This is a genomic window from Streptomyces albireticuli (assembly GCF_002192455.1).
Lineage (GTDB): Bacteria > Actinomycetota > Actinomycetes > Streptomycetales > Streptomycetaceae > Streptomyces > Streptomyces albireticuli_B.
This window is the reverse complement of the sequence record NZ_CP021744.1, coordinates 5,290,618-5,310,022: the sequence shown is the minus strand read 5'-3', so window position 1 is coordinate 5,310,022 and position 19,405 is coordinate 5,290,618. Positions and strand designations below refer to the sequence as shown.

Sequence of the window (19,405 nt, the reverse complement as noted above, 5' to 3'; positions counted from 1 at the left end):
CCGGCCCCCGCCGCGCCCCAGCCGGGTACGGTCACTACCGGGCGCCCGCCACGCCCACCCGCCCGCCCCCGAAAGGCCCCCGATGCCCCCCGAGACGCTCACCCCCACCCGCATCCTGGAAGCCACCGAAGACGTCCTCCGCCGCTTCGGCCCCGCGAAGGCCACCGTCGTCGACGTGGCCCGGGCCCTGGGCGTCAGCCACGGCAGCGTCTACCGCCACTTCGGCAGCAAGGCCGCCCTCCGCGAGGCCGTGACGCAGCGCTGGCTGGACCAGTCGCACACCGCGCTCTCGGCCGTCGCCGACACGGAGGGCCCCGCGGGCCCGCGGCTGCGGGAGTGGCTGGCCGCGCTCTTCGCCGCGAAGCGGCGCAAGGCGGGCGACGACCCCGAGCTGTTCGCCACGTACATGGTCCTCGTCGGCGAGAACAGCGGCGTCGTCGAGCGGCACGTCGAGACGATGATCGAGCAGCTGGCCCGCATCGTGGGGAGCGGCGTCCGCGACGGCGAGTTCACGGCGGCGGACCCGGCGGCGACGGCACGCGCGCTGTGGGACGCGACGAACCGCTTCCACGACCCGGCGTACGCGGCGGAGTGGTCCCGCCCGGGGATCGACGAGGCGTTCGAGGCGGTGTGCGACCTGGTGCTACGGGGGCTGCGGGCATAAGCGCGGCACCCGGGACTCCGGGCCGGGCTGGAAGATCCAGCCCGGCCGGCGCTTGAGGACACCGCGCGGAGCGCGGAAAAGGGGGCCCGGGGGCGAAGCCCCCGGTTCCGGGAAGGGGCGGGTAGGGGAAAGGGCCCCGCGCAGCGGCACCCCGCACCCCCTACCCCACCCCCAAGAACCGCAGAACAGCCAGCACCCGCCGATGATCCGCGTCCGCCCGCGGCAGATCCAGCTTCGCCAGGATGCTGTTGATGTGCTTCGCCACGGCCGACTCGCTCACCACCAGCCGCTCCGCGATCCCCGCGTTCGACCGGCCGCTCGCCATGAGCTCCAGCACCTCGCGCTCGCGCCGGGTCAGCCGCTCCAGCGGATCCCGGTGGCGGCGCAGCAGCAGCTGGGAGACGACCTGCGGGTCGAGGGCCGTGCCGCCGGCCGCGACCCGGCGCAGGGCGTCGATGAACTCCTCGACGTCCGCGACGCGTTCCTTCAGCAGATAGCCGATGCCCCTCGTGTCGCCGGAGAGCAGATCCGCGGCGTAGCGCTCCTCCACGTACTGGGAGAGCAGCAGGACCGCCGTGTCCGGCCACTCGCGGCGGATGACGAGTGCGGCCCGTACGCCCTCGTCCGTGAAGCCGGGCGGCATGCGGACGTCGAGGACCACGAGGTCCGGCCGGTGTTCGGCCACGGCGGCCAGCGCCGCCTCCGCGTCGCCGGCTTCCGCGACCACCTCGAACCCGGCCGCCTCCAGGACCTTCACCAGGCCGATCCTGAGCAGGACGGAATCCTCGGCGATCACAGCGCGCACGGCAGCTCCACGGTCACAACGGTCGGGCCCCCGGGAGGGCTGCTGATCGAGAACGTGCCGTCGACCGACGCGACGCGCTTGGCGAGCCCCGCCAGGCCCGTACCGCCCGAGGAGGGGTCGGCGCCGCCCACGCCGTCGTCGGAGACGACGACGAGAAGTATCCCCCCGAACCTCTCGACCGTGACGTCGGCCCGGGAGGCCTGGGCGTGCTTGACGACGTTCGCGAGCGCCTCGGAGACGACGAAGTAGGCGACGGCCTCGATGGTCGGCGACGGCCGGGACGCCAGGTCCACCTTGAGCCGGACCGGGAGCGGCGCCCGGGCCGCGATGCCGGAGAGGGCCGCGTCCAGGCCCCGGTCCTCCAGGACGGCGGGGTGCAGGCCCCGTACGAGGCTGCTGAGTTCGGCGATCGCCTCCTTGGCCTCGCGGTGCGCCTCGTCGATGACCTTGCGGGCGTCGTCGGGCAGGTCCGTCAGCGTGACCTTCGCCAGGCCGAGGTTGACGGCCATCGACACCAGCCGCTGCTGCGCCCCGTCGTGCAGGTCCCGCTCGATGCGGCGCCGTTCGGCGTCCGCCGCGTCGACGACGTCCGCGCGCCGCTCGGTGAGGTCCTCGACGCGCCGGGCCAGCCGCTCCTCCCGGCTGGGGCCGAGCAGCCGCAGGGCGGTGCGCCCGTCGGCGCGGGCGAGCGCCCCGGTGAGCCAGGCCGTGGCGCCGAGCCCGGCGAGCCCGGCGGCGGTGACGTACGCGGCCTGGGTGGTGTACCCGGCCTGGGCGAGCCGCCACGACACCGGCAGCGCCCAGACCCAGACGTAGACGGTGGCCGCGCCGAGCGACACCAGCCCCAGCAGGAACGTCAGCGCGCCGCCGAGCGCGGCCAGCGGCCCGGCCAGCAGGTGGTAGACGGCCTGCCGCCGTCCGGCCCGGGTCCCGATCCCGCGCGGTCCGGCGCCCTCGGGGGTCCTGGGTATGTCCACCCGGGCCAGCGCCCGGAACCGCTCCCGCTGCACGGCGGTCAGCCAGGGCGTCGCGGCCGCGGCGACGGCGAACGGCGCGATCACGGCGGCGATGACGAGCAGCGGGTGCGACGGGTTCACGGTGAGCCACGGCGCGGCCAGCAGCACGCAGAAGGCGAGCTGGACGCCGATGCCGGCGGCCACGAGGGCGAAGGCGCGCCGGGCGTCGCGGAAGGGCCGGAGCGGGAGGCGCGGCGGGGTGGGGATTCGCATGTACCGAACGTTATGTGCGCAGGTCAGGAGGGGCGATGGTGCAGGTTTCCGAGTCGGGGGTGCACCTGGTGCCACCCTCCGCCCGGTACGGACCGGGCACGCACCCGGCACGGACCCCGGACAGACCGGAGGCCCCGGTTCCCACGTGGTGGGGAACCGGGGCCTCCGGTGGTCGGGCCGTACGGCCCGGAAAGGTCGGCCGAAAAAGATCAGCAGCCCAGCAGACGCGCGCCCAGGTAGGCCTGGATCTGGTCCAGCGACACGCGCTCCTGCTTCATCGTGTCGCGCTCGCGCACGGTCACGGCGTTGTCGTCGAGGGTGTCGAAGTCGACCGTGACGCAGAACGGCGTACCGATCTCGTCCTGGCGGCGGTAGCGGCGGCCGATGGCGCCCGCGTCGTCGAACTCGATGTTCCAGTTCTGCCGCAGGTCGGCCGCGAGGCCCTTGGCCTTCGGGGAGAGCTGCGGGTTGCGGGACAGCGGCAGCACGGCGACCTTGACCGGCGCGAGGCGCGGGTCGAGGCGCATGACGACGCGCTTCTCCATGACGCCCTTGGCGTTCGGGGCCTCGTCCTCGTTGTACGCGTCGAGCATGAAGGCGAGCATGGCGCGGTTGAGCCCGGCCGCCGGCTCGATGACGTACGGGAAGTAGCGCTCGCCGGCTTCCTGGTCGAAGTACGACAGGTCCTGGCCGGAGCCCTTGGAGTGCGCCTTCAGGTCGTAGTCGGTGCGGTTGGCCACACCCTCCAGCTCGGAGTACTCGGTGCCGCCGAAGTTGAAGCGGTACTCGATGTCGACGGTGCGCTTGGAGTAGTGGGAGAGCTTCTCAGCGGCGTGCTCGTACCACCGCATGTTCTCCTCGCGCATGCCGAGGCCGGTGTACCAGTTCCAGCGCTGCTGCATCCAGTACTCGTGCCACTGCTCGTCCTCGCCCGGCTTGACGAAGAACTCCATCTCCATCTGCTCGAACTCGCGGGTGCGGAAGATGAAGTTGCCCGGCGTGATCTCGTTGCGGAAGGACTTGCCCGTCTGGGCGATGCCGAACGGGGGCTTCTTGCGCGAGGTGGTCTGGACCTGGGCGAAGTTGGTGAAGATGCCCTGCGCGGTCTCGGGGCGCAGGTAGGTCACCGCGCCGGAGTCCTGGGTCGGGCCGAGGTGCGTGGACAGCAGGCCGGAGAACTGCTTGGGCTCGGTGAAGGCGCCCTTGTTGCCGCAGTGCGGGCAGTTGAGGTCGGCGAGGCCGTTCTCGGGGAGCTTGCCGTGCTTGGCCTCGTACGCCTCCTCCAGGTGGTCCGCGCGGAAGCGCTTGTGGCAGGAGGTGCACTCGGTCAGCGGGTCGGTGAAGGTGGCGACGTGACCGGACGCCTCCCACACCTCGCGGGCCAGGATGACCGACGAGTCGAGACCGACCACGTCGTCGCGCGAGGTGACCATGGAGCGCCACCACTGACGCTTGATGTTCTCCTTGAGCTCCACACCGAGCGGTCCGTAGTCCCAGGCGGCACGCTGGCCGCCATAGATCTCACTGCACGGATAGACAAAGCCACGGCGCTTGCTCAGGCTGACGATGGTGTCGATCTTGTCGGCGGCCACGGTGCTCTCTTCATTGCGACGACGAACAGCGAATGGTTCAGGTTACCGGCGCTGCCACCCCCCTAATCAAATCGGCTCTGGCCTTGGCTTGACCGGATCCCTCCGGAAGCGGCTCCGGAGGCTCCCGGGAGAGGTCCTGCGCACATGTTGTTGACAATCGTTTCCATTTTTGTTGAAAATGACTGTCATGAACGTAAGCCGCCCCCGCTCCCTCCGCGCCCCCCGAATAACCACGGCCGCCGTCGCCACGGCCGCAGCCCTCGGGCTGCTCACGCTGTCCGCGTGCTCCTCCGGCACCGCGGACGAGGCGGCGGACGGCAAGCTCAAGGTGGTGGCGTCGTTCTATCCGATGCAGTTCCTGGCCGAGCAGATCGGCGGCGACCACGTCAGCGTGACCAACCTGACCAAGCCGGGCCAGGAGCCGCACGACCTGGAGCTCAAGCCCCGGCAGACCGCCTCCCTCACCGACGCCGGCGCGATCGTCTACCTCAAGGGCCTCCAGCCCGCCGTGGACGAGGCCGTCAAGCAGTCCAAGAACAAGCACGTCGCCGACGCGGCCTCCCTGACCAGCATGGAGGAGCACGGCACCGAGGTCGACGGCCACGACCACACCTCCGGCGACAACCACTCGCACTCGCACTCCGAGGCCGGCGCCGACCCCCACATCTGGCTCGACCCCGTGAAGTACGCCGAGGTCGCCAAGGGCGTCGCCAAGACCCTCGGCGAGGCCGCGCCCGACCACAGGGCGGACTTCGAGAAGAACGCCGACGCGCTGGCCAAGCGGCTGGACGGGCTGAACAAGAAGTTCTCGGACGGCCTGAAGAACCGCGCCTCCGACACCTTCATCACCACCCACGCCGCCTTCGGCTACCTCGCCGACCGCTACAGCCTCACCGAGGAGGCCATCAGCGGCCTCGACCCGGAGTCCGAGCCCAGCGCCGCCCGGATCAAGGACCTCCAGAAGCTGGCGAAGGAGCACCACGTCTCCACGGTCTTCTTCGAGACCATCGCCAACCCGTCCACGGCCAAGACCCTCGCCAAGGATCTCGACCTGAAGACGGACGTCCTCGACCCGCTGGAAGGCATCAGCGACAAGTCCAAGGGCGACGACTACTTCGAGGTCATGGAAGCCAACCTCGCCGCCCTCCAGAAGGCGCTCGGCACCAAGTGACGGAGGTCAACACCATGGACGATCAGCCCGCCATAGAGCCCGTCACCGAGTCCGCCCCGGACACCGCCGGGGAGCCCGTCATAGCCCTGCGCGGCGCGACGGCGACTCTCGGCTCGCGCCCGGTGCTGCGCGGCGTCGACCTGACCGTGCGGCGCGGCGAGGTCGTGGCGCTGCTCGGCGCCAACGGCTCCGGCAAGTCCACGGCCGTCCGCGCCGTCGTCGGCCAGGTGCCGCTCACCGGCGGCGAGCTGGAGCTGTTCGGCCGCCCCCGGCGCCGCTTCCGCGACTGGGCACGCGTCGGCTACGTCCCGCAGCGCACCACCGCCGCCGGCGGCGTGCCCGCCACCGTGGGCGAGGTCGTCGCCTCCGGGCGGCTGGCCCGCACCCGCTTCGGCGTCCTGCGCAAGGCCGACCGCGAGGCCGTCGTACGGGCCCTGGAGCTCGTCGGCATGGCAGACCGGATCAAGGACTCCGTCGACGCCCTCTCCGGCGGCCAGCACCAGCGGGTGCTGATCGCCCGCGCGCTGGCCGGCGAACCCGAGCTGCTGATCATGGACGAGCCGATGGCCGGCGTGGACCTGGCCAGCCAGGAGGTCCTCGCGGACGCCCTGCGCGCCCAGGTCGCCCGGGGCGCCACCGTGCTCGTCGTGCTGCACGAGCTCGGCCCCCTGGAGCCCCTCATCGACCGCGCGGTCGTCCTCCGCGACGGCTGCGTCGTCCACGACGGGCCGCCGCCCGAGGCCGTGGGCCAGCACGCGCTGCCCGGCCACGACCATGTACACCCGCACGCCGGCCCGGTGGCGGAACCGATTCGAACGGGGCTGCTGACCTGATGGACATCCTCGAACCCGCATTCATGCAGCGGGCCCTGCTCGCCGCCCTGCTCGTCGGCATCACGGCCCCCGCCATCGGCACCTTCCTCGTCCAGCGCCGCCAGGCGCTGATGGGCGACGGCATCGGCCACGTCGCCCTCACCGGCGTCGGCCTGGGTTTCCTGCTCAACGCCAGCCCGGTCTGGATCGCCACCGCCGTCTGCGTCGCCGGCGCCGTGGTGATGGAGCTGATCCGCTCCTACGGCAAGGCCCGCGGCGACATCGCCCTCGCCATGCTCTTCTACGGCGGCATGGCCGGCGGCGTGATGCTGACGAGCCTCTCCGACGCCGGCTCCAACGCCAACCTCGTCTCGTACCTCTTCGGCTCGATCACGACCGTCTCCGAGGACGACATGGTCGCGATCTGCGTCCTGGCCGCCTTCGTGATCCTGGTCACCATCGGCCTGCGGCGGCAGCTCTTCGCGATCTGCCAGGACGAGGAGTTCGCCCGCGTCACCGGTCTGCCGGTGCGGCTGCTCAACCTGCTGGTCGCGATCACCGCCGCGGTGACCGTCACCGTCGCGATGCGCGTCGTCGGCCTGCTGCTCGTCAGCGCCCTGATGGTCATCCCGGTGGCCGCCTCCCAGCAGATCGCCCGCAGCTTCGCCATGACCTTCGGCCTGGCCATGGGCATCGGCGTGCTGGTCGCCGTCTCCGGCACCGCCACCTCGTACTACGTGGACGTGCCGTCCGGCGCGACCATCGTGCTCCTCGCGATCGGCGTCTTCGTCGCCCTGACCGCCCTCGCCGCACCCCTGGCGAGGCGGCGCGCACGGCGCACCGAGGCCGCCGAGGGCTGCACGCTCCAGGTGCCCGAGGCGCGCACCGCCACGGACGACGTGCGGGTCTGAGCCGGGCGCGGACTTGGCCACCCGGTCGCGGAGGCTGGCACAATTGGCGGCGCGACATGTGCGGATGGGTGTTCAGGCGAGCTTTTGGAGGCAACTGTGGCGACCGCGGGTCCCCCGGTACGCGGCCGGTCCACCAAGCAGCGGGCGGCGGTCGCGGCCGCGCTCGACGAGGTGGACGAGTTCCGGAGCGCACAGGAGCTCCATGACATGCTCAAGCACCAGGGCGCCTCGGTCGGCCTGACCACCGTGTACCGCACGCTCCAGTCCCTCGCCGACGCCGGCGAGGTCGACGTGCTCCGCACCAGCGAGGGCGAGGCGGTCTACCGCCGCTGCTCCAGCGGGCACCACCACCACCTGGTGTGCCGGGAGTGCGGCAAGGCCGTCGAGGTCGAGGGCCCGGCCGTGGAGAAGTGGGCCGACTCCATCGCCGCCGAGCACGGCTTCGTGGACGTCGCGCACACCATCGAGATCTTCGGTACGTGCGGGGAGTGCGCGGCGAAGCGCTGACGCCACCGGTACGTACGCCGAGGGGCCCCGGGCATCGCCCGGGGCCCCTCGGCGTACGCTCGTGAGGTTCACCTCACGCGGTGCCCTGCTCCTCCGCCTGCTGCTGCTCGTTGGGGATCGCCCCGCCGAACCGGCGGTCCCGGGAGGCGTATTCCAGGCAGGCACGCCACAGGTCGCGGCGGTCGAAGTCCGGCCACAGGACGTCCTGGAAGACCATCTCGGCGTAAGCGCTCTGCCAGATCAGGTAGTTGGACGTGCGCTGCTCGCCGGAGGGCCGCAGGAAGAGGTCCACGTCCGGCATGTCCGGGTAGTAGAGGTACTTCGCGAAGGTCTTCTCGGAGACCTTCGACGGGTCGAGGCGGCCCGCCTTCACGTCCTCCGCCAGCGCCTGCGCCGCGTCCGCGATCTCCGCGCGCCCGCCGTAGTTCATGCAGAAGTACAGCGTGAGCTTGTCGTTGCCCTTGGTCTGCTCCTGGGCGATCTGGAGCTCCTTGGCGACCGACCGCCACAGCTTGGGCATGCGGCCCACCCAGCGCACCCGGATGCCGAGCTCGTCGAGCTGGTCGCGGGTCTTGCGGATGAAGTCGCGGTTGAAGTTCATCAGGAAGCGCACCTCGTCGGGCGAGCGCCGCCAGTTCTCGGTGGAGAAGGCGTACAGGGAGATGCTCCCGACGCCCATCTCGATCGCGCCCTGGAGCACGTCCAGCACGCGCTCGGCGCCGACCTTGTGGCCCTCGGTGCGCGGCAGGCCGCGGTCCTTGGCCCAGCGGCCGTTGCCGTCCATGACGATCGCCACGTGCTCGGGGACCAGCTCGCCGGGGATCTTCGGCGGCCGCGCCCCGGACGGGTGCGGGTCGGGTGTGCGGTACTCGCGTCGGGAACGGCCCAGAATCCCGCGTCGTGCCATGCGTGCCACTACTCCTTGGTCCCTGTTTCCCTATTTCTCGACATACCGGAGCGAACGGAGGCCCCGCTCCAGGTGCCAGTGCAGATACGCCGCGACCAGGCCGCTGCCCTCTCTGACGTGGCGTGGCTCGCAGGCGTCCGCCGTCGCCCAGTCGCCCGTCAGCAGCGCACCGAGCAGCCTGATCGCCTCCGAGGAGGGTACGACGCTTCCGGCGACCCGGCACTCCCCGCAGACCACGCCACCGGCGGCCACCGAGAAGAACCGGTTGGGGCCGGGCATACCGCACTTCGCGCAGGCGTCGAAGCTGGGCGCGTAGCCGTTGACGGCCAGGGAGCGCAGCAGGAAGGCGTCCAGGATCAGGTGCGGGGCGTGCTCGCCCGCGGCGAGCGTCCGCAGGCCGCCGACGAGCAGCAAGTACTGCTGCACGGCGGGCTCGCCCTCGTGGTCGGTGAACCGCTCGGCGGTCTCCAGCATGGCGGTGCCGGCGGTGTAGCGCGCGTAGTCGGTGACGATGGCGCCACCGTACGCGGCGATGGTCTCGCTCTGCGTGCAGAGCGGCAGCCCGCGCCCGACCAGCTCGCCCCCGCGCGCGAAGAACTGCACGTCCACGTGGGAGAAGGGCTCCAGCCGGGCCCCGAACTTCGACTTCGTGCGCCGCACTCCACGAGCGACGGCCCGGACCCGGCCGTGGCCCCGGGTGAGCAGAGTGATGATCCGGTCCGCCTCGCCCAGCTTCTGAGTGCGCAGCACGATGCCGTCGTCGCGGAACAGACTCATGGAGCCATTGTCCCGTACGGGCGGGGTGGCCCGGACCGGGGCGGTCCGGGCCCGTCGCGAAAGGCGGGGGAAGAACGGACGGAGGCACTCCGAACCGCAGGCAGAATGTGCGCCATGTTGATCTCCCCCTCGATCTCCTCACCACCCGGGAGCACCCGTTGAGTACGGCCCGTCCGCGTCGCCGGAAGCGGCCGCCGGCGATACCCGCGGCTCTTCTCGGCGCGGCCCTCGCCCTGATCGCGGCGTTCGTCCTGTTCGTCACCGTGCCGGACAAGCGCGCCGACGGCCGCGCCTTCGCGACGGCCTCGGCCTGCCTCCAGGCCGACCCGTCCACGGAGTGCCGGCGGCCCGACGCGGCCACGGTCCGGGACACCGCGACCGTGGGCGAGGGCAGGTCGGCGCACCACTGGCTGACGGTCACCGAGAAGGACGGGCCCTCCCACCGCCTGGACATGATCGGCACGCCGAAGGTGTTCGGCGCGGTCCGGGCCGGCGACCCGGTGACGATCACTTCCTGGCGGAGCAAGGTCCGCTTCGTCGAGTTCAAGGGCGTCCGGCAGTACACGGCCGACCAGCCGAAGGACGGCTACCGCCTCCCGCTCTCCTGCGGCCTGGCCCTGCTCGCCCTGAGCGGCACCCTCCTCCGCCTCACCTTCCGCTGGACCCGCCGCCCGGCGACGGCCCCCGCGTTCGGCTACCGCGAACTGATCCTCCCCGCGGTAGCGGGCACCTGGCTCACGGCCGCCGCCTTCATGGCCCCCCTCGTCACGGACTCGGCCCAGACGGGCCTGCTCCTGGCGGCGGCGGGGGGTGGGGGGCCGGTGCTGGTGGTGATGCTGTGGCGTGCGCGAGTGCGGCGGCGGCCGTCGCGGCGGGCGCGGGCAGCGGCGGAGCCGCTGGCGCAGTGACGGGGTTCTCCCCTACCCGCCCCCTCAGCGCCTCCCCCGCCCTCCAGACCGCGGCCGCAGCAACAACGCCGCCAACACCGCCGGCGCCGTCACCAGCAACGTCATCGTCACCAACGTCAGCCCCCGCTGCATCTTCTTCCCCGAAGCCCCCTCCGACTGCCGGTAGTTCGGCCGCGAGGGAAACTTCGGCGGAACGGCCGCCGGCGGCGGAGCCGTACGGAACGGCGGCGGCCTCTCCGCCGACGGCGCGTCAGGAGCCGCGGGCACGTCCCCGATGGGCACGGGCCCGGGGGCGGGCGGCGCGGCAGGAGCGGCGGGAGCGGGCGGTACGGGCGCACCGGGACCGGGCGCGGGCTCGTCAGGGGAATCCGGGGGGACGGGGGCCGGTGGCACGGGCGGCGGCACGGGAGCCGGAGGCGCGGGCACCGGCGGGACCGGAGGCACGGGCGGGACAGGCGGGACAGGAGCAGGCGGTACGGGCGCGGGCGCCGGAGGCGGCGCCGGGGCGGGAGCCTCGGCGGCAGGCGGGGCGGGTGGGGCAGGCGCGGGGACCTCGGCTGCGGGCGGAACAGGAGCGGGCGCGGGCGGTGCCGGAGCGGGCGGCGCGGGCACGGGCGGAACGGGCGCCGGAGGAGCAGGCGCGGGCGGAACGGGCACAGGCGCCGGAGGAGCGGGAGCCGGCGGCTCCGCAGCGGGCGGGGCCGGAGCCGGCGGCGCAGGCGCAGGTGGTGCCGGCGCAGGTGGTGCCGGCGCGGGAGGAGCAGGAGCGGGAGGAGCAGGAGCCGGAGGCGCAGGCGCAGGAGGAGCAGGTTCCGCAGGCCCCGGAGCCGGCGGGGCAGGCGCGGGAGGCGCCGGCGCAGGAGGGGCAGGAGCAGGAGGGGCAGGAGCAGGAGGCGCCGGCGCAGGAGGGGCAGGAGCAGGAGGCGCCGGCGCAGGAGGGGCAGGAGCAGGAGGCGCAGGAGCAGGTGGCGCAGGAGCAGGTGGCGCAGGAGCAGGAGGGGCAGGAGCAGGTGGCGCAGGAGCAGGTGGCGCAGGAGCCGGAGGAGCCGGCTCCTCCGGCGCCGAACCCCGGCACTTCAGCCAAGCGTTCGCATCCACCCCCACCACCCGCGCCGTGACATCCAGACACCCCTGCCCGTTGTCCACCAGGTCGGCTCTGACCGCCCCGCCGAGCAGATCCGCGTTCACCCGCGACGGCGGATGCGGAGGCACCAGATCCGGCAGATCGGTGACCAACGCGTCCACCACCGGCGCGCCCCCCACCCCGACATTCGCCCCCGCGTCCACCGCCGCCGCCTCACCCGCGCACACGAGCACCGCGGTGATGGCCAGACCCGCCGCATACCTTGCCCTCAGGCGTCCCCTCACGCGGAACAGGCTGCGCGTCCGCGCGGGTTTCCAATCACCGTTCGCCCCGGAGTTCATCCGATGGACGGAACATCCACTCAACCGTGCGATCAGACGATGTCCAGGACCGCCTTCCCGTGCAGCCGCCGCTGAAGAAGCGCGTCCACGGCCTCACCGGCGACGTCCCAGCCACCCCGCCACGAGATCTGCGGCTCCAGCTCCCCCGCGGCGACCCGGTGGGCGAGCCAGGTCAGGTCGGACGAGAGGCCCGCGCACTCGGGCAGGGAGAAGGTGACGATCGAGCGGTCGTGCCGCCCGTTGTCGGCGAAGAGCGCGCCGAAGGGGAAGTTCTCGCCCTGGTGCGCGGAGTGCCCGACCGCGACCAGCGTGCCACCCTGGACCAGCAGCCCGTACGCGTCGACGAGTTGCTGCCCGCCCACCATGTCCACGACGCCGTGCACCGGCTCCCCCACCTCGTGCGGCCCGGCCACCACCTCGTGCGCCCCGGCGGCCCGCAAGCTGTCGCCGTGCTTGTCCGGGTCCCCGGTGGACGTGATGACGTGCGCTCCCCCGAGGCGGGCGAGCCGCACCGCGTACCGGCCGGTGCCGCCCGTCGCACCCGTGACCAGTATTCGCCTGCCCAGGATCGGGCCGACCCGGTGCAGGGCGCGCAGCGCGCTCGCCCCCGCGACGGGCACCGTACTGACCGCCCCCGGATCCGCCCCGGCCGGGACCGTACCGATCCAGTCGGTGTCCACGGCGCGGAGTTCGGCCCACGCCCCGGCCACGCCGAGCGTGACGACGGGCGTACCGGCCGCCGGCCCGGACTCGTCGGCGGCGGCCCGCTCCACCACCCCCGCCGCGTCCCAGCCGAGAACGGCCCCGTCCGGCACCTCTTGCAGCATGAACCGCACCTCGCCGTAGTTGAGGGACGTCGCCGTCACCCGGATCAGCGCCTGGTGCGGCGCCGGTTCGGGATCGGGCGCCTGTCCGAGGCGCAGTCCTGAGGGGGCGGAACGGTCGACGAGCAGAGCACGCATGGCGGTGCACCCTTCATTGAGGATCAAGAAACCCAGTTATGCCACTCGGTGGCATAAGCGTGCAAGTGGCGCTTGCCCCTCGGATACGATCACCCCATGACCGCTGAGCCCCCGCCGTCCGGCGACGCCCGCCTCCCCCTGCGCGAGCGCAAGAAGCTGCGCACCCGGCAGGCGCTGATCGACACCGCCCTGGAGCTGTTCACCGCCCGGGGCTTCGGCGGGGTGACCCTCGACGAGCTCTGCGACGCGGTGGAGATCTCCAAGCGCACGTTCTTCCGCAACTTCGCGGGCAAGGAAGACGTCGCCATGGCGCCCACGCAGGATCTGTGGCGCACGTTCCTCGACGACCTGGAGACCCGCGAGCCGGGCGACCGCCCGGTGGCGGAGATGCTCCAGGAGGCCCTGTACGCCTCGCTTGAACGCATGACCGAGGACGGCTGGGCCCACCGCGTCCTGCTCAGCCGGCGGCTGGCGGCGAAGACCCCGTCCATGGACGCGCACGGCCTGCACTTCTGCCACGGGACGAGCCGTGCGGCTCTCGACATCCTGCACCGCCGGTTCCACTTCGCCGGCCCGGACGACCTGCGGCCGCGCCTCGCCCTGGACCTCCTGATCGCCGCCTCCCACTGCGCGATCGAGCAGTGGACGAACCGGCCGGGCACCCCCACCCGCGACGACCTCGCGACGGACCTGCGCGCCGCGTTCGCCGCACTGCCGGGCAGCCTGACGCTGACGGCGGCCGTACGGGCGGAGTAGGCGAGCCGGGCGGCGGCCGGGCGGCAGAGCCGCCGCTTGACCACCGCCCCTCCCCCCCCACTCACCCCACGGCCGAATCCCGCAGCTCGAACCACACCCGCTTACCCACGAGCGTCAGCCCGTCCCACTCCCACGCCACCCCGAACGCCTCCGACAGCCGCTGCACGAGCATCAGCCCCCGCCCGCCCTCCGAGTCGGCCGCGACCTTCCGCCGCCACGGGATCCGACCGGGGTCGGTGTCGCTCACCCCCACGACCACGTGGTCGTGGTGCACGGCCACCTCGACGGCGAGGCTGGTCACGCGCGCGTGCCGCACGACGTTGGAGACGACGTCGGACACGCAGACGCAGGCGTTCTCGGCGAGGGCGTCGCGCCCGGTCGCGACGAGTGCTGCCGCGACGAACTCGCGTGCGACGCGGGCGGTTCCCGGCCAGGCCGGGGCCGTGAACCGGTAGACGGATTCGGGTTCGGCGTCTTCGGAGGGGCGGGGACGGTCGAGCGTTGCCATACGCATGGGATCTCCCTTGAGGCTGATGGCGATCTCCCGCGTCTCGCCGACACCCGTGGCCCGGCCACCCTGAATCCCCAACAGGCATGCAGGAAGCTGCACTTCGAGCGTTCGCCAGCGGCGTCGCGCGGTGTGAGCCAGACCATAGGGCACATGTATGTAACCTCTCAAGCGCAGGCCAACGCCTGTGCTCCGTCGGTGGACCCGCAAGACTGTGCGCTGCACACTTGGCACGCAGACCAGAGAGGGAGCCCATGCCACCCCGGAGCAGCCCAACCGCGAGGCAAGCACGGCTCGGTGCCGAGCTCCGCAAGCTGCGTGAGTCCACCGGACTGCTCACGCGAGCGGCCGGAGAGCTGCTGGGCGGAAACCAGGCACAGATCAGCCACATCGAGTCCGGGCGCTGGGGCGTCAGCTCCGAACGAGTTCGACGATTCGCCGCCATCTATTCGGTCACCGATGCCAAGCTGATCGCCGCTCTCTGCGCCATGGCGGATGAACGCGGCAAGGGTTGGTGGGAGAGCTACCGAACGGCCCTGCCGGTGGGGTTCCTCGACATCGCGGAGCTCGAACATCATGCGCAGTACTTGCGGGCCTTCCAGACGCTCACAGTCCCGGGCATCTTCCAGACCGAGGATTACGCACGCACGATCTTCAGTGGCCGCACTCCTGCGCTGCCCGCCGCCCAACTCGACATCAGGGTCGAACACCGCATGCGTCGACGCGCCATCTTCGAACGGCCCGCCCCGCCACCCTTCGAGGCGATCATCCACGAGGCCGCCCTGCACGCGCTCTACGGCGGCCGGAACGTAGCCCGCGAACAGCTGCGTTACTTGCTGGAGGTCTCCGAATGGCCCACCGTGGAGGTGCGGGTCATCCCGTTCACCACCGAAGAGTTCATCGGCTCCGCCCAGAGCATGCTGTACGCGGGCGGCGTCGTCCCGCAGCTGGACACGGTGCAGCTGGACTCCGCCTACGGTTCGGTCCTCCTGGACACCCCGTCGCAGCTTGCCGGCTACCGGGCCACGTACGACGCGCTCGAACGCGTATCCCTAGGAGTCGGCGAGTCCCAAGACGTCATTTCCCGTATCGCAAAGGAACTGTGAGCGGCACGCGATGAGTGGATCCATAACGTGGCAGAAGTCCTCGTTCTCCGAGGCCGAGGGCAGCTGCGTAGAGCTGAGACGCGACGACGGGCACGTCGGCATCCGGGAGAGCGACTATCCCGACGTCGTCATCTCCACCACCCCGGCCACCGCCCGCGCCTTCCTGACCCGCGTCAGGAGACTCCCGTAGGCGGACGGATCAAGACGCCGCCGGCCGCGCCCCCGCCAGCAACCGATCCGTATCCTCCGGACACAACAGCAACGCCCGCCCCACCGTCGCCAGAACCTCCCGCTCGGCCGGCCGGTACGGCCCGTCCGCCAGGGCGATCCGCGCCCCCTGGAGCAGGATCGTCTCGCGGCCGGCCGGGGCGAGGTGCGGAGCCAGCGGCTCCAGGGCCTCGTGGAGCTCGATGGCGAGCGCCGTGCCCCGGGGGTCGAAGCCGTCGCGGCACGGCGTGCCGTCGCCGAGGCCGCCGCCGCCCGCGTACATGCCGGGGAGCCGCCCCGTGTCCGCCGCGAGGGCCTCGATGAGGGTGATCAGCTGTTCCTCGCTGCAATCGACGAACCCCGCGGCCCGGACCGCGCCGACCGCCGCGCGGCGGACCGTACGGGCCTCCGTGCCGCCCGCGGCGAGGACGGCGAGGGCGACGGTGTGCACCGCGTCGCGGAGCATCGCGGAGAAGCGGGTGGTGGTGGGGTGGTCGAGGACGTCCATGCCGTAGCGGGTGCGGCAGGCGGTGCACTCGACGATCGGGCCGGCCGGGCCGCGCGGGAGCAGCGGGACGCCGAACGCGACGAGGCGGCGGCGGCCGGTGCGGCGGCGGTAGTTGCGGTCGCCTCCGCATCCGGGGCAGTAGAACTCGCCGTCACCGACGGTCCGCCATACGGTGCGCACGCCCACCACGCACCGGTCCGGACCGGATCGGCCTCGCGCGTACATCACGGCGCACCTCCATAACGCCACGACCCCATGGCCGCGTTGACGTGATGTTAGCCACATCGATGATGTGGCGTCAGTACCCCGTGCGCAGAGTCCGGGCGCCAGTTGGCCGGATACACCACCGGGCCACCGGATACGGTGGATTCGGTGACGGCCGCTTGACGCCCGGACGGAACTCGCGTGGGGAAGGGACCGCGGCGGGTCAGCCCCGGTGCGCGCGGTTGACCGCCGAGACGACGGCCTTGATCGAGGCGCGCGTGGTGTTGGGGTCGATGCCGATGCCCCAGAGGACCTTGCCGTCGATCACGCACTCGATGTACGAGGCGGCCTGGGCGCTGGCGCCCTCGCTCATGGTGTGCTCGGTGTAGTCGAGCAGGCGGGCGTCGACGCCGAGGCCGGCGAGGGCGTCGAAGAAGGCGGAGATCGGACCGTTGCCCGTGCCGGTCAGGACCGTGTCGGCGCCGTCCACGACGGCGTCGACGGTGAGGACGTCGGTGTTCTCGCCGGCGGTGGTGGTCTGGTGGGAGCGGAGGGCGATCCGGCCCCAGGGGTCGGCGGGCGTGGGCAGGTACTCGTCCTGGAAGACGGACCAGATCTCCTGCGGGGTGACCTCGCCGCCCTCGGCGTCGGTCTTGTTCTGGATGATCTTCGAGAACTCGATCTGCATCCGGCGGGGCAGTTCCAGCTTGTGGTCGTTCTTGAGGACGTACGCGATGCCGCCCTTGCCGGACTGCGAGTTGACGCGGATGACGGCCTCGTACGAACGGCCGACGTCCTTGGGGTCGATGGGCAGGTAGGGGACGGCCCACTCGATGTCGTCGACGGTCTTGCCGGCGGCGGCCGCCTCGGCCTCCATGGCCTCGAAGCCCTTCTTGATGGCGTCCTGGTGGGAGCCGGAGAAGGCGGTGTAGACCAGGTCGCCCGCGTAGGGGTGGCGCGGGTGGACCTCCATCTGGGTGCAGTACTCGGCGGTGCGGCGGACCTCGTCGATCTGGGAGAAGTCGATCTGCGGGTCGACGCCCTGGGAGAAGAGGTTCATGCCCAGGGTCACCAGGTCCACGTTGCCCGTGCGCTCGCCCTGGCCGAACAGGCAGCCCTCGATCCGGTCGGCGCCGGCCATGATCGCCAGCTCGGCGGCGGCGACGGCGGTGCCGCGGTCGTTGTGCGGGTGCACGGAGAGGCAGATGTGCTCGCGCCGGGAGAGGTTGCGGGACATCCACTCGAAGCGGTCGGCGTGCGTGCTGGGCGTGGATCGCTCCACCGTGGCGGGCAGGTTGAGGATGATCTCGCGGCCGGCCTCGGGCTGCCAGACGTCCATGACGCCTTCGCAGACCTCCAGGGCGAAGTCCAGCTCGGTGTCGGTGAAGATCTCCGGGGAGTACTGGTAGCCGAAGATCGTGTCGTCGCCCAGGATCTTGTCGGCGTACTCGGTGACCAGGCGGGTGCCGTCGACGGCGATCTGCTTGACCTGCTCGCGGGAGCCGCGGAAGACGACGCGGCGGAACACGGGGGCCGTGGCGTTGTAGAGGTGGACCGTGGCGCGGTGGGCGCCGCGCAGGGACTCGACGGTCCGCTCGATCAGCTCCTCGCGCGCCTGGGTGAGGACGGAGATCGTCACGTCCTCGGGGATCGCGCCCTCTTCGATGATCGACCGCACGAAGGCGAAGTCGGTGGCGCCGGAGGAGGGGAAGCCGACCTCGATCTCCTTGTAGCCCATCCGGACGAGGAGGTCGAACATCTCGCGCTTGCGGGCCGGGGACATCGGGTCGATCAGGGCCTGGTTGCCGTCGCGCAGGTCGGTGGAGAGCCAGCGGGGGGCGGCGGTGACGCGCCGGTCGGGCCAGGTGCGGTCGGGGATGTCGACGGCCTCGTACTGTCCGTACTTGTGGACCGGCATTCCGGAGGGCCGCTGGGTGACGGTGGCGGCGGTGACGGGCGTGGGGCGGCCGACGGCCACGATCTCGGAAGTGCGGGGCTCGGGCATCTGCGTGGGGCTCCTCGGGTGTCCGCGTGGACGGCCGACGGGGGCTGGTCACCGGGCGGGTGAACCGCAGCACCGAACTCCGCGGGGAGGGGGTCGGCCTACGACTACAGGCCCTCACCGCGGCAGCTAAGGAGAAGCAGCCCGTAACGCATGATGTCCAGCACGCTAACCGAGGCGGCCGCCATGCGGAAGGCCCGTATCAGCATGCGGGACGCGGCCCGGTCGCGGCGGTGGCGTCGATGGCACGCGCGCTCCCGGCGGCACCGCGGAGAGGAATTGCGGAATCGCTGTCCTGCAAATGATAGCCAACCACTCGATTTAATTAAGCTCGACGGCAAGCAGTGACAAGCCGGAGGCGCGGTGCCACATTGCACGCCATGAAACGCGCTATCCATCCGGTCTTCTGCACGATCGTGCCTCCGCACGTCCTCGACAAACTCGCCCGGTCGGAGGACCCGGCGGTCTCCGAGCCCGCGCGGCGCACCCTGGAGCACGACTCCCTCCAGCGCACCCGGCGCCGGATCACCACCCTCCGGGCCGCCGCCGCGCCCGCGGGCACCCCGTCCGACAAGCCGCTGCGCACCATCTACGACGCCGAGCACCGCGAGGTCGCACCCGGCCGCAAGGTGCACGCGGAGGGCGACGCCCCGTCCAAGGACGCCACCGTCAACCGCGCCCACGCCGGTCTCGGCGCCACGTTCGACCTGTACCTGAAGGTGTACGGGCGGCGCTCCATCGACGATTCCGGGCTGCCGCTGGATGCCACCGTCCACTACGGCGAGAATTACGACAACGCGTTCTGGGACGGCTCCCAGATGGTCTTCGGTGACGGGGACAACGACCTCTTCCTGGATTTCACCATTCCGGTGGACGTCATCGGCCATGAGCTCACCCACGGCGTCGTCCAGCACACGGCCAATCTGGAGTACTACGGCCAGTCGGGCGCGCTGAACGAATCCGTCGCGGACGTCTTCGGCTCGCTGATCAAGCAGTACGCGCTGGGGCAGTCCGCCGATCAGGCCGACTGGCTGATCGGGGCCGGGCTGCTGGGCCCGAACGTGGACCGCGGCGTGGCCCTGCGCTCGATGAAGGAGCCGGGCACGGCCTACGACGACGACGTGCTGGGCAAGGACCCGCAGCCGGCGACGATGGACGACTACGTGAGGACCTCGCGGGACAACGGCGGGGTGCACATCAATTCCGGCATCCCCAACCACGCCTTCTACCTGCTGGCCACCGACCTCGGGGGCAACGCCTGGGAGCGGGCCGGGAAGATCTGGTACGCCACGCTGACCGGCGGCGAGCTGGCGTCGGACGCCGACTTCGCGGACTTCGCGCGGCTCACGGCGGCGTCGGCCCGGGGGCTCTTCGGCGACGGCGACGAGATCCAGGCCGTGCTCAAGGCGTGGTCCTCGGTGGGGGTGCCCGTCTCGTAGAGCCG

General features: G+C 71.9%; 20 protein-coding genes. 11 read left to right on the top strand and 9 right to left on the bottom strand.

The window, feature by feature from the left end; translation table 11 throughout:
- The first annotated feature begins 82 nt into the window (after nucleotides 1-82).
- Nucleotides 83-664, top strand: coding sequence for a TetR family transcriptional regulator (locus SMD11_RS22905; RefSeq protein ID WP_087928221.1), 582 nt, complete (start codon nucleotides 83-85; stop codon nucleotides 662-664).
- A gap of 160 nt (nucleotides 665-824) precedes the next feature.
- Here the strand turns inward: SMD11_RS22905 and SMD11_RS22900 are convergent, their stop codons facing one another.
- The 3 genes from SMD11_RS22900 to SMD11_RS22890 form a co-directional block, all read right to left on the bottom strand.
- On the bottom strand, nucleotides 825-1,469 hold the full coding sequence (locus SMD11_RS22900) for a response regulator transcription factor (protein WP_087928220.1): 645 nt from the start codon (nucleotides 1,467-1,469) through the stop codon (nucleotides 825-827).
- Nucleotides 1,457-2,698 (bottom strand): sensor histidine kinase, encoded by a 1,242-nt coding sequence (locus SMD11_RS22895; protein WP_087928219.1) that lies wholly within the window; start codon nucleotides 2,696-2,698, stop codon nucleotides 1,457-1,459. The genes SMD11_RS22900 and SMD11_RS22895 overlap by 13 nt, the downstream gene beginning before the upstream one ends.
- A 209-nt stretch (nucleotides 2,699-2,907) precedes the next feature.
- Entirely contained in the window at nucleotides 2,908-4,290 is a 1,383-nt protein-coding gene (locus SMD11_RS22890) for a glycine--tRNA ligase (protein ID WP_087928218.1), read from the bottom strand.
- Nucleotides 4,291-4,477: 187 nt separating this feature from the next.
- On the opposite strand from SMD11_RS22890, the gene SMD11_RS22885 reads away from it, so the two are divergent.
- The 4 genes from SMD11_RS22885 (at nucleotide 4,478) to SMD11_RS22870 (ending at nucleotide 7,691) form a co-directional block, all read left to right on the top strand.
- Nucleotides 4,478-5,461, top strand: coding sequence for a metal ABC transporter substrate-binding protein (locus SMD11_RS22885; protein ID WP_087928217.1), 984 nt, complete (start codon nucleotides 4,478-4,480; stop codon nucleotides 5,459-5,461).
- A gap of 14 nt (nucleotides 5,462-5,475) precedes the next feature.
- A complete protein-coding gene (locus SMD11_RS22880; protein WP_087930680.1) occupies nucleotides 5,476-6,294 on the top strand; it encodes a metal ABC transporter ATP-binding protein in 819 nt (272 codons plus the stop codon).
- Complete coding sequence (locus SMD11_RS22875) at nucleotides 6,294-7,184, top strand: metal ABC transporter permease (protein ID WP_087928216.1); 891 nt, start codon at nucleotides 6,294-6,296, stop codon at nucleotides 7,182-7,184. The genes SMD11_RS22880 and SMD11_RS22875 overlap by 1 nt, the downstream gene beginning before the upstream one ends.
- Nucleotides 7,185-7,280: 96 nt before the next feature.
- Nucleotides 7,281-7,691: a Fur family transcriptional regulator gene (locus SMD11_RS22870; RefSeq protein WP_087928215.1), complete on the top strand. Its 411-nt coding sequence runs from the start codon at nucleotides 7,281-7,283 to the stop codon at nucleotides 7,689-7,691.
- A gap of 73 nt (nucleotides 7,692-7,764) precedes the next feature.
- Here the strand turns inward: SMD11_RS22870 and SMD11_RS22865 are convergent, their stop codons facing one another.
- Together SMD11_RS22865 and recO are read right to left on the bottom strand one after the other, a co-directional pair.
- Nucleotides 7,765-8,598 carry an isoprenyl transferase gene (locus SMD11_RS22865; RefSeq protein WP_087928214.1) on the bottom strand — a complete coding sequence of 278 codons (834 nt, stop codon included), beginning with the start codon at nucleotides 8,596-8,598 and terminating at the stop codon, nucleotides 7,765-7,767.
- 30 nt (nucleotides 8,599-8,628) lie between these two features.
- Entirely contained in the window at nucleotides 8,629-9,375 is a 747-nt protein-coding gene (gene recO / locus SMD11_RS22860; RefSeq protein ID WP_087928213.1) for a DNA repair protein RecO, read from the bottom strand.
- 158 nt (nucleotides 9,376-9,533) lie between these two features.
- Between recO and SMD11_RS22855 the strand changes: the two genes are divergently transcribed.
- Together SMD11_RS22855 and SMD11_RS35525 are read left to right on the top strand one after the other, a co-directional pair.
- On the top strand, nucleotides 9,534-10,283 hold the full coding sequence (locus tag SMD11_RS22855; RefSeq protein ID WP_087928212.1) for a hypothetical protein: 750 nt from the start codon (nucleotides 9,534-9,536) through the stop codon (nucleotides 10,281-10,283).
- A 533-nt stretch (nucleotides 10,284-10,816) separates the two neighbouring features.
- Nucleotides 10,817-11,401, top strand: coding sequence for a hypothetical protein (locus SMD11_RS35525; RefSeq protein WP_159395347.1), 585 nt, complete (start codon nucleotides 10,817-10,819; stop codon nucleotides 11,399-11,401).
- Between the two features lie 339 nt (nucleotides 11,402-11,740).
- Here the strand turns inward: SMD11_RS35525 and SMD11_RS22845 are convergent, their stop codons facing one another.
- A complete protein-coding gene (locus tag SMD11_RS22845) occupies nucleotides 11,741-12,670 on the bottom strand; it encodes a zinc-binding dehydrogenase (protein WP_087928211.1) in 930 nt (309 codons plus the stop codon).
- Between the two features lie 96 nt (nucleotides 12,671-12,766).
- Between SMD11_RS22845 and SMD11_RS22840 the strand changes: the two genes are divergently transcribed.
- Nucleotides 12,767-13,426: a TetR family transcriptional regulator gene (locus SMD11_RS22840; protein WP_087928210.1), complete on the top strand. Its 660-nt coding sequence runs from the start codon at nucleotides 12,767-12,769 to the stop codon at nucleotides 13,424-13,426.
- Nucleotides 13,427-13,487: 61 nt separating this feature from the next.
- Here the strand turns inward: SMD11_RS22840 and SMD11_RS22835 are convergent, their stop codons facing one another.
- Nucleotides 13,488-13,940 carry an ATP-binding protein gene (locus tag SMD11_RS22835; RefSeq protein ID WP_087928209.1) on the bottom strand — a complete coding sequence of 151 codons (453 nt, stop codon included), beginning with the start codon at nucleotides 13,938-13,940 and terminating at the stop codon, nucleotides 13,488-13,490.
- A 248-nt stretch (nucleotides 13,941-14,188) separates the two neighbouring features.
- Here SMD11_RS22835 and SMD11_RS22830 point away from each other — a divergent pair, with 248 nt between their 5' ends.
- Entirely contained in the window at nucleotides 14,189-15,040 is an 852-nt protein-coding gene (locus SMD11_RS22830; protein ID WP_087928208.1) for a helix-turn-helix domain-containing protein, read from the top strand.
- A 10-nt stretch (nucleotides 15,041-15,050) separates the two neighbouring features.
- Nucleotides 15,051-15,230, top strand: coding sequence for a DUF397 domain-containing protein (locus SMD11_RS22825; protein WP_087928207.1), 180 nt, complete (start codon nucleotides 15,051-15,053; stop codon nucleotides 15,228-15,230).
- A 9-nt stretch (nucleotides 15,231-15,239) separates the two neighbouring features.
- Here SMD11_RS22825 and SMD11_RS22820 read toward each other — a convergent pair whose 3' ends face one another.
- A complete protein-coding gene (locus SMD11_RS22820; protein ID WP_087928206.1) occupies nucleotides 15,240-15,980 on the bottom strand; it encodes a TerB family tellurite resistance protein in 741 nt (246 codons plus the stop codon).
- A 202-nt stretch (nucleotides 15,981-16,182) separates the two neighbouring features.
- Nucleotides 16,183-17,964 carry a 2-isopropylmalate synthase gene (gene leuA, locus SMD11_RS22815; protein WP_087928205.1) on the bottom strand — a complete coding sequence of 594 codons (1,782 nt, stop codon included), beginning with the start codon at nucleotides 17,962-17,964 and terminating at the stop codon, nucleotides 16,183-16,185.
- 377 nt (nucleotides 17,965-18,341) lie between these two features.
- On the opposite strand from leuA, the gene SMD11_RS22810 reads away from it, so the two are divergent.
- Complete coding sequence (locus tag SMD11_RS22810; protein WP_087928204.1) at nucleotides 18,342-19,400, top strand: M4 family metallopeptidase; 1,059 nt, start codon at nucleotides 18,342-18,344, stop codon at nucleotides 19,398-19,400.
- The last annotated feature ends 5 nt before the right edge of the window (nucleotides 19,401-19,405 follow it).